This window comes from Fictibacillus nanhaiensis (genome assembly GCF_042686385.1).
GTDB lineage: Bacteria > Bacillota > Bacilli > Bacillales > Fictibacillaceae > Fictibacillus > Fictibacillus nanhaiensis.
This window is the reverse complement of sequence record NZ_JBHUPF010000002.1, coordinates 51,299-64,549: the sequence shown is the minus strand read 5'-3', so window position 1 is coordinate 64,549 and position 13,251 is coordinate 51,299. Positions and strand designations below refer to the sequence as shown.

Annotated in this window: 15 protein-coding genes and 1 pseudogene; 4 read left to right on the top strand and 12 right to left on the bottom strand. The window is 39.0% G+C overall.

The window, feature by feature from the left end:
• Window positions 1–78: 78 nt before the first annotated feature.
• From ACFS5O_RS00760 to arsC, 8 genes are all read right to left on the bottom strand, one after another.
• Window positions 79–225: a hypothetical protein gene (locus ACFS5O_RS00760; RefSeq protein ID WP_171005538.1), complete on the bottom strand. Its 147-nt coding sequence runs from the start codon at window positions 223–225 to the stop codon at window positions 79–81.
• A gap of 34 nt (window positions 226–259) precedes the next feature.
• Entirely contained in the window at window positions 260–1,126 is an 867-nt protein-coding gene (locus ACFS5O_RS00755) for a permease (RefSeq protein WP_205724554.1), read from the bottom strand.
• A 21-nt stretch (window positions 1,127–1,147) separates the two neighbouring features.
• Complete coding sequence (locus tag ACFS5O_RS00750) at window positions 1,148–1,312, bottom strand: hypothetical protein (RefSeq protein WP_205724553.1); 165 nt, start codon at window positions 1,310–1,312, stop codon at window positions 1,148–1,150.
• A 97-nt stretch (window positions 1,313–1,409) separates the two neighbouring features.
• Window positions 1,410–1,745 carry an ArsR/SmtB family transcription factor gene (locus ACFS5O_RS00745; protein ID WP_144703056.1) on the bottom strand — a complete coding sequence of 112 codons (336 nt, stop codon included), beginning with the start codon at window positions 1,743–1,745 and terminating at the stop codon, window positions 1,410–1,412.
• Window positions 1,746–1,838: 93 nt separating this feature from the next.
• Complete coding sequence (locus tag ACFS5O_RS00740) at window positions 1,839–2,339, bottom strand: GNAT family N-acetyltransferase (RefSeq protein ID WP_205724552.1); 501 nt, start codon at window positions 2,337–2,339, stop codon at window positions 1,839–1,841.
• A gap of 143 nt (window positions 2,340–2,482) precedes the next feature.
• On the bottom strand, window positions 2,483–3,892 hold the full coding sequence (locus tag ACFS5O_RS00735) for a SpoVR family protein (protein ID WP_198766153.1): 1,410 nt from the start codon (window positions 3,890–3,892) through the stop codon (window positions 2,483–2,485).
• 154 nt (window positions 3,893–4,046) lie between these two features.
• Entirely contained in the window at window positions 4,047–5,267 is a 1,221-nt protein-coding gene (locus ACFS5O_RS00730) for a TolB family protein (RefSeq protein ID WP_205724551.1), read from the bottom strand.
• Window positions 5,268–5,356: 89 nt separating this feature from the next.
• The gene (gene arsC, locus ACFS5O_RS00725; protein ID WP_205724550.1) at window positions 5,357–5,758 is read right to left on the bottom strand and encodes an arsenate reductase (thioredoxin); all 402 of its coding nucleotides are present in this window, start codon (window positions 5,756–5,758) and stop codon (window positions 5,357–5,359) included.
• A 138-nt stretch (window positions 5,759–5,896) separates the two neighbouring features.
• Here arsC and ACFS5O_RS00720 point away from each other — a divergent pair, with 138 nt between their 5' ends.
• Genes ACFS5O_RS00720 through ACFS5O_RS00710 form a run of 3 tightly spaced genes read left to right on the top strand, consistent with a single transcriptional unit; the run spans window position 5,897 to window position 8,032 of the window.
• A complete protein-coding gene (locus ACFS5O_RS00720) occupies window positions 5,897–6,217 on the top strand; it encodes an ArsR/SmtB family transcription factor (RefSeq protein ID WP_205724549.1) in 321 nt (106 codons plus the stop codon).
• A 38-nt stretch (window positions 6,218–6,255) separates the two neighbouring features.
• Window positions 6,256–7,548 (top strand): arsenic transporter, encoded by a 1,293-nt coding sequence (locus ACFS5O_RS00715; RefSeq protein WP_379838569.1) that lies wholly within the window; start codon window positions 6,256–6,258, stop codon window positions 7,546–7,548.
• A 22-nt stretch (window positions 7,549–7,570) separates the two neighbouring features.
• Complete coding sequence (locus ACFS5O_RS00710) at window positions 7,571–8,032, top strand: ArsI/CadI family heavy metal resistance metalloenzyme (protein WP_379838567.1); 462 nt, start codon at window positions 7,571–7,573, stop codon at window positions 8,030–8,032.
• A gap of 48 nt (window positions 8,033–8,080) precedes the next feature.
• Here the strand turns inward: ACFS5O_RS00710 and ACFS5O_RS00705 are convergent, their stop codons facing one another.
• The gene (locus tag ACFS5O_RS00705) at window positions 8,081–8,281 is read right to left on the bottom strand and encodes a DUF2642 domain-containing protein (RefSeq protein ID WP_318243542.1); all 201 of its coding nucleotides are present in this window, start codon (window positions 8,279–8,281) and stop codon (window positions 8,081–8,083) included.
• 156 nt (window positions 8,282–8,437) lie between these two features.
• Here ACFS5O_RS00705 and ACFS5O_RS00700 point away from each other — a divergent pair, with 156 nt between their 5' ends.
• Window positions 8,438–9,025, top strand: a complete 588-nt coding sequence (locus ACFS5O_RS00700; RefSeq protein ID WP_066391252.1) for a YitT family protein — start codon at window positions 8,438–8,440, stop codon at window positions 9,023–9,025.
• Between the two features lie 221 nt (window positions 9,026–9,246).
• Here ACFS5O_RS00700 and ACFS5O_RS00695 read toward each other — a convergent pair.
• The 3 genes and pseudogenes from ACFS5O_RS00695 to ACFS5O_RS00685 all read right to left on the bottom strand — a co-directional run.
• Window positions 9,247–9,661 (bottom strand): annotated as a pseudogene (locus tag ACFS5O_RS00695) (sulfite exporter TauE/SafE family protein); the annotation flags it as partial.
• A 49-nt stretch (window positions 9,662–9,710) separates the two neighbouring features.
• Complete coding sequence (locus tag ACFS5O_RS00690; RefSeq protein WP_205724546.1) at window positions 9,711–11,459, bottom strand: phospho-sugar mutase; 1,749 nt, start codon at window positions 11,457–11,459, stop codon at window positions 9,711–9,713.
• 232 nt (window positions 11,460–11,691) lie between these two features.
• A complete protein-coding gene (locus ACFS5O_RS00685; protein ID WP_205724545.1) occupies window positions 11,692–13,242 on the bottom strand; it encodes a GNAT family N-acetyltransferase in 1,551 nt (516 codons plus the stop codon).
• Window positions 13,243–13,251 lie beyond the last annotated feature (9 nt).

The following is a 13,251-nucleotide window of genomic DNA, read 5'->3' as shown; positions in this document are numbered from 1 at the left end:
TGTATGTTCTTATTCATAAAAAAACATCCCTGTAGCAGGAATGTTTTTGATGAATATATGGGGATTAATTAGTTTGGTTTATACGCAACATTTGTTTTGATCTTTACTATTCTCTGTTTCACAACATACTGTTTCTTCTCTATCACTTACTTCAACAATTTGAACGCTGCAGCAGTTAGCTTCTTTTTCATTTTTGTTTCCGAAGAAAATTTTTATGAAACTCATTTATCTCACCCCCTTTCAAGCTTTGTGAAAGATCTTAAACAAGATAGAAAATAAAACCAGAAATTGTTGACATGGTAATCACAGATAGGACAAACATAATGACGAGTTCTTTCTTAAAAATTGACTTTAAGAGAACAACCTCTGGAAGGCTCGCACCAGCTGATGAAATCATGAGTGCCATCACAGGGCCAAGCGCCATTCCTTTTGCGATCAGAACTTGAGAGATCGGAATCATGCTCGATAGCCTGATGTATAAAGGAATCCCTACAACCGCCGCTATCGGAACGATCCACCAGTTATCGCTGCCAAACGTACTTGCAATCCAATTTGTTGGTACCAATCCATGAATAACAGCTCCAATAGCTGCTCCGAGTAAAAGATAAGGATAAACACTCCTCATCAAATTCATTGTTTCTAAAAGAGCAACTTTCACATCAAACTTTTTCGTTTCTTTTTGATACCCTGACATCACGACGTTCTTTACTGATTTCTCAAATCCTAATGCTTCAAGTGCAAAACCGATGATCACAGAAAATACCGCTGTGATGATGGTGTAGAGGATCGTTACTTTCCACCCTAATAACACTCCCATAATAGTGATGATCGTCGGATCAAGTACGGGTGAGGAAAAAAGAAATACCATCACTATGGAAAAAGGCATTTTCTTTTTCAACATGTTCACAACAACTGGTATGGTAGAGCAAGAACAAAAAGGGGTTACAAACGCAAAGAGTAATGCGAATAATGCTCCTATTCCTTTGTTCTTTCCTCCCAAATATTTCTCAACTTTTTCATAAGGGATATAAGCTTGAAGTAAATTGATAACAAACGAGATCACTAAGAACAGAATCGAAAGTTCAATGGCTATACTTAAAAAACTTTGAAAGGTATCCATCCACATAATATTTCTTCTCCCTTTTTATCAAGCGCAGCATACTTGATTTGATTGTGTTGTTTCCCTCTTTATAAAGGGTGATCTACTAAAAGTGTTTAATTTTATTTGTTTTGGTCTGCCATTTTCTTTTGCAAAATTTTCCACTTCTCTTTTCTTCATTTCAATCATCTTTTCAAGAAAATAAATATTCATAAAAATCGTCCTCCCTTATATCAAAAATAATTGATTTATACATCAAAAAAATTTGATGTTTTATGTAAAATGAAGCACTACAAGCGTAGTACGTCATTTAACAAGATGATGGTAAAAACACACAGCATAATTGATCTGATAAAATTCCTTTTAGTTCACTTACATTCAAAGAATAATAGTTCCAGGTACCTTGTTTTTCCTTTTTTATTAAGTCTGCTTCTAACAGAATTTTTAGATGATACGATAGCTTGGATTGCGGCATGTCAATAATCGGCGTGAGATCACAAACACATACACTTTCTTTAACAGCCAGGATATTGATAATTTGCAGTCGCTGCTGATCAGCGAGCGCTTTAAACTTTTGTTCATATTTCTCTAAATCTTGGTTTGATGCTGTAGTTATGGTATTCAATAAAGGAATTTCTTTTTTCATTTGTATCACTCCTAACATCAAAATTATTTGATGTAATTTCATTATATCCTTTATTTACTAATTTGCAACTAATAAATCAAAAAAAATTGATTTTTATACTCCAACTTTTTTACTTCTTCGTTCCAGCAAGATGACGTCACGCCACACTCCGTTCATCTCACCAATTTTCTCTCTAAGACCTACTTCTCTAAATTCCCACTTTTTATGTAGAGCTATGCTCGACTGATTTTCAGGAAAAATCCCTGCTTGTAATGTCCAAATCCCATTTTCCTCACTGGTTTCAATAAGGTTCTTCATTAAAGAACTTCCAAGCCCTTTCCCTTGATGAACAGGATCTATGTATATACTTACTTCAGCCACTCCCGCATATACACATCTGCTAGACACCGTACTTAAAGCAGCCCACCCCAATACTTGAGTGGTAGAGCGAGCAATGAAACGACAACATGATAAATGACTGTTATCCCATTCATTCCATGAAGGAGCTTCCTGCTGAAAGGTAGCATTACCTGTAGCAATACCTTTTAAATAGATGTTTCTTACATGTGGCCAATCATTGGTTTGCATATTATCTATAAAGTAATAACTGCACATACTATTCCAACTTCCTTTCAAACTATTTGTATTAAAAATAGCAAAATACAAACATGTTTGCTGAGTTTATATTTTCTTGTACAGAAAAAAAGCACACTTTTTTAAGCGTGCTTTCCCTCGTGAACATTAAACACTTGTTTAATCTATAGATACTTACGATGCACCGTTTTCCCATCATACGTGAACAATACAGGCTTCTGCTCAATCCTCGTTTCCATATGAACAGGTCGCCCCCAGAGATAATGAAGATGCGGAAGCACTTTTTCAAGATATTTCACATCCAGCTCCATGTCTTCAAAACTATGATTAAGGTAAAGCTCTCCGTTCTTCATATAATCTGCGTCGTTCACTGTGATGTAAGGAAATCCGCCATTTACTCTCATACTCACAAGTTGGTCACGCACTTCTTCCCACTGCTTGTCGACTACCTTGTATTCTTTGCCCTGCTTTTGGAATAGATACATATCTTCCCGCTGAGCGAGATCTTTGGTCAGGTAATTTCGGATAAACGACATATCCGATTCCAGTTCGCGGACTTCGAACATCTTTTCACGTCCTGACCCTGGTTTAACACCTTGTCTGATCAGCTCTTCATTTGGGTTATTGTAGCGTTCTTCAATGTCTTTGAAGATTTGTAGCCCTAAATAATACGGGTTGATCGAAGTCTTCGAAGGTTGGACAACACCCGCGTTCAGTTTAGCGAATTCAATCGTCTCATGAGAGGTCAGGTCCATTTCTTGTAGAATTTTGGCGTGCCAATAGCTAGCCCAGCCTTCGTTCATGATTTTTGTTTCCAGTTGTGGCCAGAAGTAAAGCATCTCTTCTCTCATCATGGATAAAATATCGCGCTGCCATTCTTCAAGCTCCCGGCTATATTGCTCAATAAATAATAAAATGTCCTTTTCAGGCTGTGGTGGAAATGATTTTTTCTTTTTTAACGCTGGTTTTGGACCTTTCTTATCGTCCAGCTTCCATAGATCATCATAAGGTGTTTCTTTCTTAGGTGTAAGGTCTTCCTCGTCTTCAAATACATAATTTAGTTTGTTTCGCACAAGGGACGGATCGATATGTTCTTGTATGGCGAGAACAGCGTCTAAGAACTGTTCGACCTCTTTCTTGCCGTATAGATGTTCATATTGAGCTACTCGTTCGGCTGTAGCCGTCATGCATTCAACCATGTCTCTTCTTGTATTGGAAAAGCGAACGTTGTTCTTGAAGAAATCACAGTGTGCAAGTACATGGGCAATGATTAATTTATTCTGGATAAGCGAATTCGTATCTAGTAAGAATGCGTAACAAGGATCTGAGTTGATAACGAGCTCATAAATTTTACTCAATCCTAAGTCATACTGAAGCTTCATTTTATGAAACTGTTTGCCGAAGCTCCAATGAGAGAAACGGGTTGGCATTCCGTACGCACCAAATGTATAAATAATATCGGCAGGACATATCTCATACCGCATCGGGTAAAAATCAAGGCCAAAGTGGTCAGCAATCTCGGTAATTTCAGCTATTGCTTTTTCTAGCTCCTTATTTTGCAAGTCCCAGTTCATATTTTCCCCCTCCTGCTATTTCCTTACTTTTAACTGTATGAAACAAAACAGGCATTCATGAGAAAACAAGTGAAATATTGGACGGGTTTTATAAAAACTCATCTTATTTTAAAAATAAATAGGCGAACCCACTTTCACGGATTCACCTTAGTTTTTATCTTGCTTCATATATATCTAACGTACACGACCACCCAGCACATTCTTTTGGCGTTTGCAGATTATTTATCCATAACGTTTCAGGTGAATCTGAACCTTCTTTTACCATGACTTTTGCACTCTGGGTATTTGTACGAATCCATGTCAGTTGTTCACCTGGTAATGTTTTTGGATAAACATCAGCTTCCCCACGAGCTGGATTCGTTAATCTCTTCGCACTTCCGTCATCTATTTTTACACTGACTAAGAAAGGCTTTGCCCTTTTTTCCTGAGGTACTCCATAGCCCCATTCAATCTGACGGCTTACTATGATGTTCTTATCATTCAACCAAGTAAAATCGCCGTCCGCATAACCGGTATAACTTAGATTTATCTCTTTACCGCTCTTAGGGTGCCATACAGTCAATCTTTTATTTTCAGATATCAGCCTTCCGATTCCTTTTATGTAGCCGAGCTGTTTGGTATTCGGCGACCAGTTGAACCAGTTCGGCTGATCCAACATGTTTCCAATCCTACGAGTTTTAGAGCCGTCTAAAGAAACAATCATTAACGTGTTGCTGTCTGCCGACATGGATGCTGTTGGACATGCGATGAACGCAAACCACTGATCATCCATCCCCCACTTGAATTCTGTAGTACCTATAGCAAAGAACGTCTCACTCATCTTAGGCAGCGTCGTAATGTTCTGTACTTTTTTTAAATCTCCGTTTGCATCTACAGGTACGTAGAAAAGTCGAACTGGACTCCAGCCATCAGGCTCTAAATTCGCAGAAGATGAGACAACAAACCCTCTCCCTTCAGGTGTCCAACTGTAGTTTCCTGTGCCTAGGATAACATTTTGAAAGGACGTTTCAGGTCTCGTTAGGTCGATCACGTTGAGCACACCCCCGCTTTTCCACGCAAGCTTGGATTGTGTCGGAGACCATCTCGTCAAACTCACATCGCCATCAAATACTTTTCTTTTTAAACGGGTTACACGGTTATAGACCCATAGCTCTTTTCCTCTATGCGCTATGTAACTGATGTATGTTCCGTTGCTTGAGAACGTTGGATAAGTAAGCCCTGAACCTTCAACAAGTTTTCTTTCTAAGTCACCTTCTTTAAGCCAAAGTCCATCATTTCTTATAAATGCCGCTCTTCTCTCAGTAGCTTCCGCAAAGTTTGTATGGCTAATGAATATACTTATAAATATCAATCCGCAAATAAATAGACGTTTCACCTGATCACCTCATTAGTAACATGAGCGAAAAGAAGAAAATCATACTAAAAAAGCTCAGGAACTATGAAGTTCCTGAGCTTTGTATACCTTTATTCTCCTGTTTCAGCAAAGCGTTTGATGCGTGCTGCGATCTCATCGCGAACGCGTTGGAATTCACTCCACTCTTTTCCTGCTGGATCATCGAATCCCCAATGTTCACGTTTTTTGTGAGGTGGTGTTGCTGGACATACATCGTTCGCATGACCACATAGCGTTACGACTAAGTCTGCTTTTTCTAGAATGTCTTTATCGATCACATCTGATGTCTGGTTCGTGATGTCAATATCCACTTCTTTCATCGCTTTGATCGCGTTTGGATTAACACCATGTGCTTCGATTCCAGCTGAGTATACGTCATATTTATCACCAAGGTAGTGGTGTCCAAATCCTTCTGCCATCTGAGATCGGCAAGAATTACCTGTGCAAAGGAAATAAATGATTGGCTTAGCCATGTTGTAAAACCTCCTGTAGTAAAGAACTTCTTTCGGAATCATCATAATATAAGTATATCCTTATATCAATATTTATTTATATATTCTTTGACATTTTATATAAACATATGGTTATATACTAATGAGGTGAAGTCAATCATGGAACTTGATCAGTTAACGGATTGTTATAAAGCAATGGCAGATAAAACACGATTGAATATATTAGCTTTACTACGCCACGAGGAACTATGTGTATGTGAGTTAGTTGATATCTTAAAAATGACACAGCCTAGTATTTCACAGCATTTAAGAAAATTAAAGCAGGCAAAACTCGTTAAAGAACGACGCAACAGCCAATGGATCTTCTACTCCATCGATGGAGAGATCTATCCATTCATTAAATCCAATTTAGATGCCCTGCCTGATATGTCATCTAAGATTGAAGAGTTAAAAGCTTCAGGTGGAAAAGTTTGTTGCTAACTTAGAATTACATATATGGGGGGATTTTTATGGACAGCATGGCGTTAATGGCCTTCGCTGTATTTTTGGTTACGATTATTTTTGTAATCTGGCAGCCACGGGGGCTTTCCATCGGTTGGTCTGCTACCGTCGGAGCCATCATCGCGCTTCTTCTTGGCGTGGTTTCACTCGCTGATGTGTGGACGGTTACCGGGATTGTTTGGAATGCTACATTAGCGTTTGTAGCGATCATCCTCATTTCAATTATTCTAGATGAGATTGGTTTCTTCGAATGGTCAGCCTTACATATGGCGCGACTTGCAGGTGGAAACGGTAAAAAAATGTTTGCTTATGTGATTCTGCTTGGAGCTGCAGTTTCAGCTTTTTTTGCAAATGATGGCGCAGCATTGATTCTGACTCCTATCGTACTTGCTCAAGTTCGTGCACTGAAATTAAAAGAAGCTATGATATTACCTTTTATTATGGCAAGTGGATTTATTGCAGATACCACCTCATTACCACTTGTTGTCTCAAACTTAGTAAATATCGTATCTGCAGATTTCTTTAACATCGGATTCGTTGAATATGCCAGCCGCATGATCGTGCCGAACTTTTTTTCACTGTTCGCTAGTATGCTTGTTTTGTTCCTCTTTTTCAGAAAAGATATTCCGAAGAACTATGATCTTTCTCAGCTTAAGCAACCAAAAGAAGCCATTCGAGATGAGAAGATGTTTAAGCTTTCATGGATCATATTAGCTGTTCTACTGATCGGGTACTTAACAAGTGAATTTATCGGTATTCCAGTATCGTTTGTTGTAGGAGCTGCGGCGCTATTCTTTATAATCGTCGCTCGAAAAAGTCCTGCGATACACACAAAAAAAGTAATCAAAGATGCACCATGGACTGTTGTCGTCTTTTCAATTGGTATGTATGTAGTGGTTTACGGTCTTCGTAATGCAGGACTTACAGATTTACTCGGCAGCTGGATTCAAGTGATCGCTGATCAAGGTTTGTTCTCCGCTACAATTGGAATGGGATTCTTGGCCGCTGTTTTATCATCAGTTATGAACAACATGCCAACGGTTATGATCGATGCACTAGCTATACAGGGAACGGAAACATCAGGCGTTATACGAGAAGCATTGATCTATGCGAATGTCATTGGTTCTGATCTAGGACCAAAGATTACACCGATCGGTTCACTTGCCACTCTTTTATGGCTGCACGTCTTATTGAAAAAAGGTGTGAAAATCACTTGGGGCTACTATTTCAAAGTCGGAATCATCTTAACTGTCCCAACACTTTTCATTACGCTTACCGGCCTTTACTTATGGTTATTGTTACTATCTTAATTCAGAGGGAGAGATCACGATGATTCAACGCATGCATGTTGCAGTAAATTGTTCAGACTTAGAAAAATCCCTAGAATTCTATAAAAGTTTTTTCGGTACAGAACCCACAAAGGTAAAAGAGAACTACGCGAAATTTGAGCTTGATCAACCCGCTCTTCACTTTTCATTGAATGTGCGTCCCTTTTCAAAAGACGGAGTTCTTAATCACCTCGGTTTCCAGGTTAATAACACGGAAGATGTTCTAGCTATGGGAGAAAGACTTAGAGAATCAGGATTGCTGTTGATCGACGAGATGGATACAACTTGCTGTTACGCCGTTCAAGATAAAGTATGGGTATATGATCCTGACGGCAACGCTTGGGAGATTTTCTATACGAAGGAAGACTCTGAATTTGAATCTGCTGGTGATGCACGAGATTTATCTTTATGCTGTGCACCCCCTCAACAACCTCAGCCCATAACGCTAGGTTTCACAAAAAAATAAACAAAAAATCCCTCTGCACTATTTAAGGTGCGAGGGATTTTTTTATGATCAAATGGTAGATATCGCAACAATCTCCTCAATACGAATAATGATCTGATCCCAATAGTTATGGCTATCGCTCATCACACATAGCGTAATATAATCTCTTTCAACTGCTCTAAGTCTGCCTTCGTAAGAATGATTTGTTGTATCCACCACAACCTGCCTCTCCAAAAGACACTTTGCTTCTCTTCTGAAGTTCTTCAACACCAATCACCTTCCCTATTTTGCACTGCAAGCAAGGGGCTTTCTATACTATTACATGCAAAAAAGAGAAAAGAGACACGGACAAACACCCTGTGCAGATGACTATTCTTGTACAACCAAGCATATTATATAGAAATAATCTTAGACAGGGTGAATGCCATGTTTGAACGGACGATAGCGATTTTCTTAGGAAGCGTGTTACTTGGCATAGGCATCAATGGTTTCATTGTTCCCTTTCATCTTCTCGATGGAGGCATGATCGGCATTAGTCTTCTCGTAAAGTATGTATGGGGTTATAAAGTCGGGCTTACAATCATTATTTTAAGCATTCCTATCTATTTAATAGCTTGGAAACTAGAACGTCGATATTTCATAAACAGCATTCATGGCTTACTCGTATCTTCTCTGATCATTGACTTATTATCTCCATTAAGAGGTGTGTTTTCCGTTTCTGTGATGGAAGGTTCTGTGATCGGAGGACTGTTCATCGGAACAGGGATTGGTTGGATGCTACGTCATGAAACGAGTACAGGTGGAACGGACCTGATTGCCCTCTTTCTGTCCAGATGGTTTTCCATTAATGTTGGGATGGTAATCTTCTTGATTGATGCTGCAGTCATCATTGCTGGTCTTTACGTGATGGGAGAAGGTATTCTCTTCTACTCGCTCGTAACGATTCTTTCCGTCGGTTTCGCAACCATGACGATGACACTGATCCGGTCGATCAATTTCTATAGAAGCATCTAGGGGGACTGACCCCTTACAATTTATTTCCCTTTCTTCAATTTGCTCTTCGAAAGCTATGCATATGCTCAATATCATATAGTCTTTGATATTGCTTTCAATTTTGTTAGGTAAGTCAATCACACTATTTCCTACTACTAGTTCAAGAATTATAAAGGGACCTGAAGTACTCTTAGAGTATTTCAGGTCCCTTCATTCTTCTCGACTATCTTAAAGCTTTAACTTCAACCAAGTATATCCCACCAAATTTTGATTCGACGTAGCGATAATAAGTGCTGCTAAGATAAATTGAAGAATTCTTGTATTTATCTTTTTCCCAAACTGTGCCCCAAGTGGAGACGCGATCAGACTAGGTACCACCATAATCACAGCTGGCCATAATAACACTTGCCCAGTCGTAATCTTACCTACAATAGCACCGATTGAAGAAATAAAAGTAATGGCAAGTGATGTTGCAATCGTCATTCGTGTCGGTATCTTTAGGACGACTAACATGATGGGGACAAGGATAAATGCACCTGCAGCCCCTACTATTTCCGCTGCCACACCTACAATAAATGTGAGAATAGCAGCAAGCCATTTATTAAACGTAACTAGACCTAATGGAATGCCATCGATCCCTTTTTTAGGAATTAACATCCTTTAGGAAAATAGGCTGCAAGGTAAGATCCTCACAGCCTCATACTATTTATTGTGCCACTTTTTGCATTCTTTCATGAACTAAATCCATTACGGATTGTTTTAGATCTGTTAATGCTTCATCTGCTTTCTTGTGTGAATCCGCGTTAACACCAAAATAAAACTTCACTTTCGGTTCTGTTCCTGATGGTCTTACGCAGAACCAAGAACCATCTGCCAATTGATATTTAAGTACATTTGATTTTGGAAGATGGATATCACTCTTTTCGTCTTTCACTACATCGTACTGAACGCTCGCTTTATAGTCTTCAGAAACCATTAACTTTTGACCGTTCACTTCAAGAGGCATCTCAGCTCTAAAGCTTGCTAGTAAGTTTTCGATCTGTTCTGCTCCAGACTTCCCTTTTAAAGTTAGTGACTCTAGACCTTCTTTATAAAAGCCATGTTTCTTGTAAACATCATCTAATGCATCAAAAAGTGTTTTTCCTTGTTTTTTGTAATAAGCCGCCATTTCAGCTCCCATCAAACAAGCTTGCACAGCATCTTTGTCACGCACAAAATCTCCGATCAAAGAACCGTAGCTTTCTTCATATCCGAAAATAAACGTATGTTTTCCGCTTTTTTCATATTCTTTGATTTTTTCACCGATAAACTTAAAGCCTGTTAACGTATCTTCACACGTTAAACCGTATGATTCAGCAATTACTCGTCCAAGTTCTGAGGTTACGATTGTTTTAAAGATGATTCCTTTTGAGCATAAACTGCCCTTCTCTTCACGTTGAGAAAGGATATATTCAATCATGAGTGCACCAGTCTGATTACCTGTAAGAATTTCGTATTCACCATTACTGTTCTTTGCCGCGATTCCTACTCGGTCTGCATCAGGGTCCGTTGCCATCAAAATATCTGCATCAGCTTCTTGTCCGTACTTAATAGCCAACTCGAACGCAGCATGCTCTTCTGGATTTGGTGATTTCACCGTAGAGAAGTTAGGATCTGGCTGTTCTTGTTCTTTTACGACTGTAACATTCGTAAAACCTAACTGTTGAAGTCCTTCTCTTACAGGAATGTTTGCTGTTCCGTGAAGAGGAGTGAAAACGATGCTTAAGTCATGCATCTCTTTAATCACTTCACGATTCAAACTGATTTTTAATAGTTGCTCCATATACGCTTTATCGATTTCTTCACCAACAACTTGGATCAAGCCTTCACTTTTGAGTTCCTCTTCAGATTTCACACTAATAGAAAGCTCATCTTCAACGGCATTTACTTTTCCGATGACTTCATCAGCCTCTGCTGGTGGCAACTGTCCGCCATCTGGACCGTATACTTTGTATCCATTATATTCTGGTGGGTTATGGCTTGCTGTAATGACTATTCCTGAATAAGCTTTCAAGTATCTTACAGCAAATGATAACTCTGGTGTTGGTCTCAAGCTTTCGAACACATAAGCTTGAATACCTTGAGATGCTAATGTTTTCGCCGCTTCCATCGCGAACTCTGGTGATTGATGACGTGAATCGTATGCAATCGCAACACCGCGTTTTTTCGCTTTCTCACCTTGCTCTTCAATAAAATGAGCCAGCCCTAAAGAAGCTTTACGAACCGTGTACGTGTTCATTCGATTTGTACCAGGTCCTATTTCTCCACGCATACCACCTGTTCCAAATTCTAAATTCTTATAAAAGCAGTCTTCAAGCGCTGTCCTGTTTTCCTTGATTTCCTCTAATGCAGCCTTTAATGGTTGTTCGAGTTCTTCGTTCCCTACCCATTTCTCGTATGTTGTCTCCCAGGACATAGTACTGCCTCCTTATGTTATAAAAAATGAATGCTAATTGTTTTTTGTTAGTTTCGATATGAATCGAGTTTTTCCTGCCCTATCTATTAAATACGGCCCTTATTATACCGCTTTCAGCACAAAAAATAAAATCTCGCTCATAATTCCTATTCTCCCATGACAAGGTTCGTGATATTTCCCGAGAAATAGAAAAAAAGCGGCAAGCTACCTATCGCTTACCGCTCTCGTCATCTTATTTGCTTTTATCTTTTTGAACAACGCTGTAGAGATCTAACCTTCTATCTCTGAGTAGAGTTACACTTCCTGTTTTACGTTGTCTTCTTAAAATCTCTAAATCCACATCACCTACAACGACTGTCTCAATATTGGGGTGACATTCCCCAACGATTCCGTCTCTCGGGAACGAAAAATCAGAAGGAGTAAAGATACCAGACTGTGCATACTGAATGTCCATGTTCTCAACTTGCGATAAGTTCCCAACTGTTCCTGCAATTGCAGTATAGATCTCATTTTCAATCGCTCGTGCTTGCGAACAATAACGAACGCGTAGATAGCCTTGACGATCTTCCGTACAGAAAGGTGTGAAGATGATCTTGGCACCTTGATCGGTTACGATTCGTGAAAGTTCTGGGAATTCAATATCATAACAGATTAAAATCGCTACTTTACCGCAATCTGTATCAAATACTTGTACTTTATCACCAGCCGTAATTCCCCACCATTTTCGTTCGTTCGGTGTGATATGAATCTTGTATTGCTTATCTATCGTTCCATCTCTTCGGAATAGATAAGCAACGTTATAAATATCTCCGTCTTCTTCAACAAAGTGTGAGCCACCGATAATGTTCACGTTATAACGTACTGCAAGATTCGTAAAGAGTTCGATGTATTGCTCTGTAAATTCGGTTAGCTTACGAATGGCTAAGCTAGGACTCTTCTCTTCACAGAACGATAACAGCTGTGTAGTAAGTAGCTCTGGGAACACAGCGAAATCTGAACCTTGATCAGATGCAACATCAGTATAATATTCGACCTGTGTCGCAAAATCTTCAAAAGAATTTATCGTCTTCATCATATACTGAATTGTCGTGATCCGAACAGGTTCACTCGTTTTAAAATACTTTTTCGTTTTATTCGGAATGTAGTCAACATTGTTCCATTCCATTAGTGTCGCATAAGCATTTGATTGTTTATCGTCAGGCAGATAGCTCTTATTTAAACGCATCACTGTAAAGCCGTTCATCAATTGAAAGGTTAAGACAGGATCATAAATGTTATGCTGAATGACTTCTCTCACATATTCTCGAGGCGTCATTTCTTTAGAATGTTTATGGTAGTTTGGGATTCTGCCACCTAAAATAATACTTTTTAAGTTCTTCTGCTCTGCTAACTCTTTACGTGCTTCATATAGTCGGGCACCAATCTTCATTCGGCGGTATTCTGGGTGAACCATCACTTCGATACCGTATAAGTTAAAACCTTCAGGATCATGATTCGTAATATAGCCTTTATCTGTAATCTCATCCCATGTATGCTTGTCATCATACTCATCGAAATTAACCATCAAGCTTGAGCAGCTTCCAACAATCTTTCCTTCATACGTTACACAAAATTGTCCTTCTGGAAAAATACGAAGGTGGCTCTCTAGCTGCTCACGTTCCCAAGGCTCCATGTTTCCTGGAAAACAAATTTGCTGAAGCTCTAAGATTTCGTCAATATCTTCAAACTCAATGTTGCGTAGTTCTATTTTTTTCTCAAATTTAGAAACATCAATTTCACTCATGTTATCCAC

What these genes read in the sequence shown, in the direction of transcription:
- ACFS5O_RS00760 (WP_171005538.1), bottom strand. Translation starts at nt 225, where the DNA reads ATGAGTTTCATAAAAATTTTCTTCGGAAACAAAAATGAAAAAGAAGCT.
- ACFS5O_RS00755 (WP_205724554.1), bottom strand. Translation starts at nt 1,126, where the DNA reads ATGTGGATGGATACCTTTCAAAGTTTTTTAAGTATAGCCATTGAACTT.
- ACFS5O_RS00750 (WP_205724553.1), bottom strand. Translation starts at nt 1,312, where the DNA reads ATGAATATTTATTTTCTTGAAAAGATGATTGAAATGAAGAAAAGAGAA.
- ACFS5O_RS00745 (WP_144703056.1), bottom strand. Translation starts at nt 1,745, where the DNA reads ATGAAAAAAGAAATTCCTTTATTGAATACCATAACTACAGCATCAAAC.
- ACFS5O_RS00740 (WP_205724552.1), bottom strand. Translation starts at nt 2,339, where the DNA reads ATGTGCAGTTATTACTTTATAGATAATATGCAAACCAATGATTGGCCA.
- ACFS5O_RS00735 (WP_198766153.1), bottom strand. Translation starts at nt 3,892, where the DNA reads ATGAACTGGGACTTGCAAAATAAGGAGCTAGAAAAAGCAATAGCTGAA.
- arsC (WP_205724550.1), bottom strand. Translation starts at nt 5,758, where the DNA reads ATGGCTAAGCCAATCATTTATTTCCTTTGCACAGGTAATTCTTGCCGA.
- ACFS5O_RS00720 (WP_205724549.1), top strand. Translation starts at nt 5,897, where the DNA reads ATGGAACTTGATCAGTTAACGGATTGTTATAAAGCAATGGCAGATAAA.
- ACFS5O_RS00715 (WP_379838569.1), top strand. Translation starts at nt 6,256, where the DNA reads ATGGCGTTAATGGCCTTCGCTGTATTTTTGGTTACGATTATTTTTGTA.
- ACFS5O_RS00700 (WP_066391252.1), top strand. Translation starts at nt 8,438, where the DNA reads ATGTTTGAACGGACGATAGCGATTTTCTTAGGAAGCGTGTTACTTGGC.
- ACFS5O_RS00690 (WP_205724546.1), bottom strand. Translation starts at nt 11,459, where the DNA reads ATGTCCTGGGAGACAACATACGAGAAATGGGTAGGGAACGAAGAACTC.
- ACFS5O_RS00685 (WP_205724545.1), bottom strand. Translation starts at nt 13,242, where the DNA reads ATGAGTGAAATTGATGTTTCTAAATTTGAGAAAAAAATAGAACTACGC.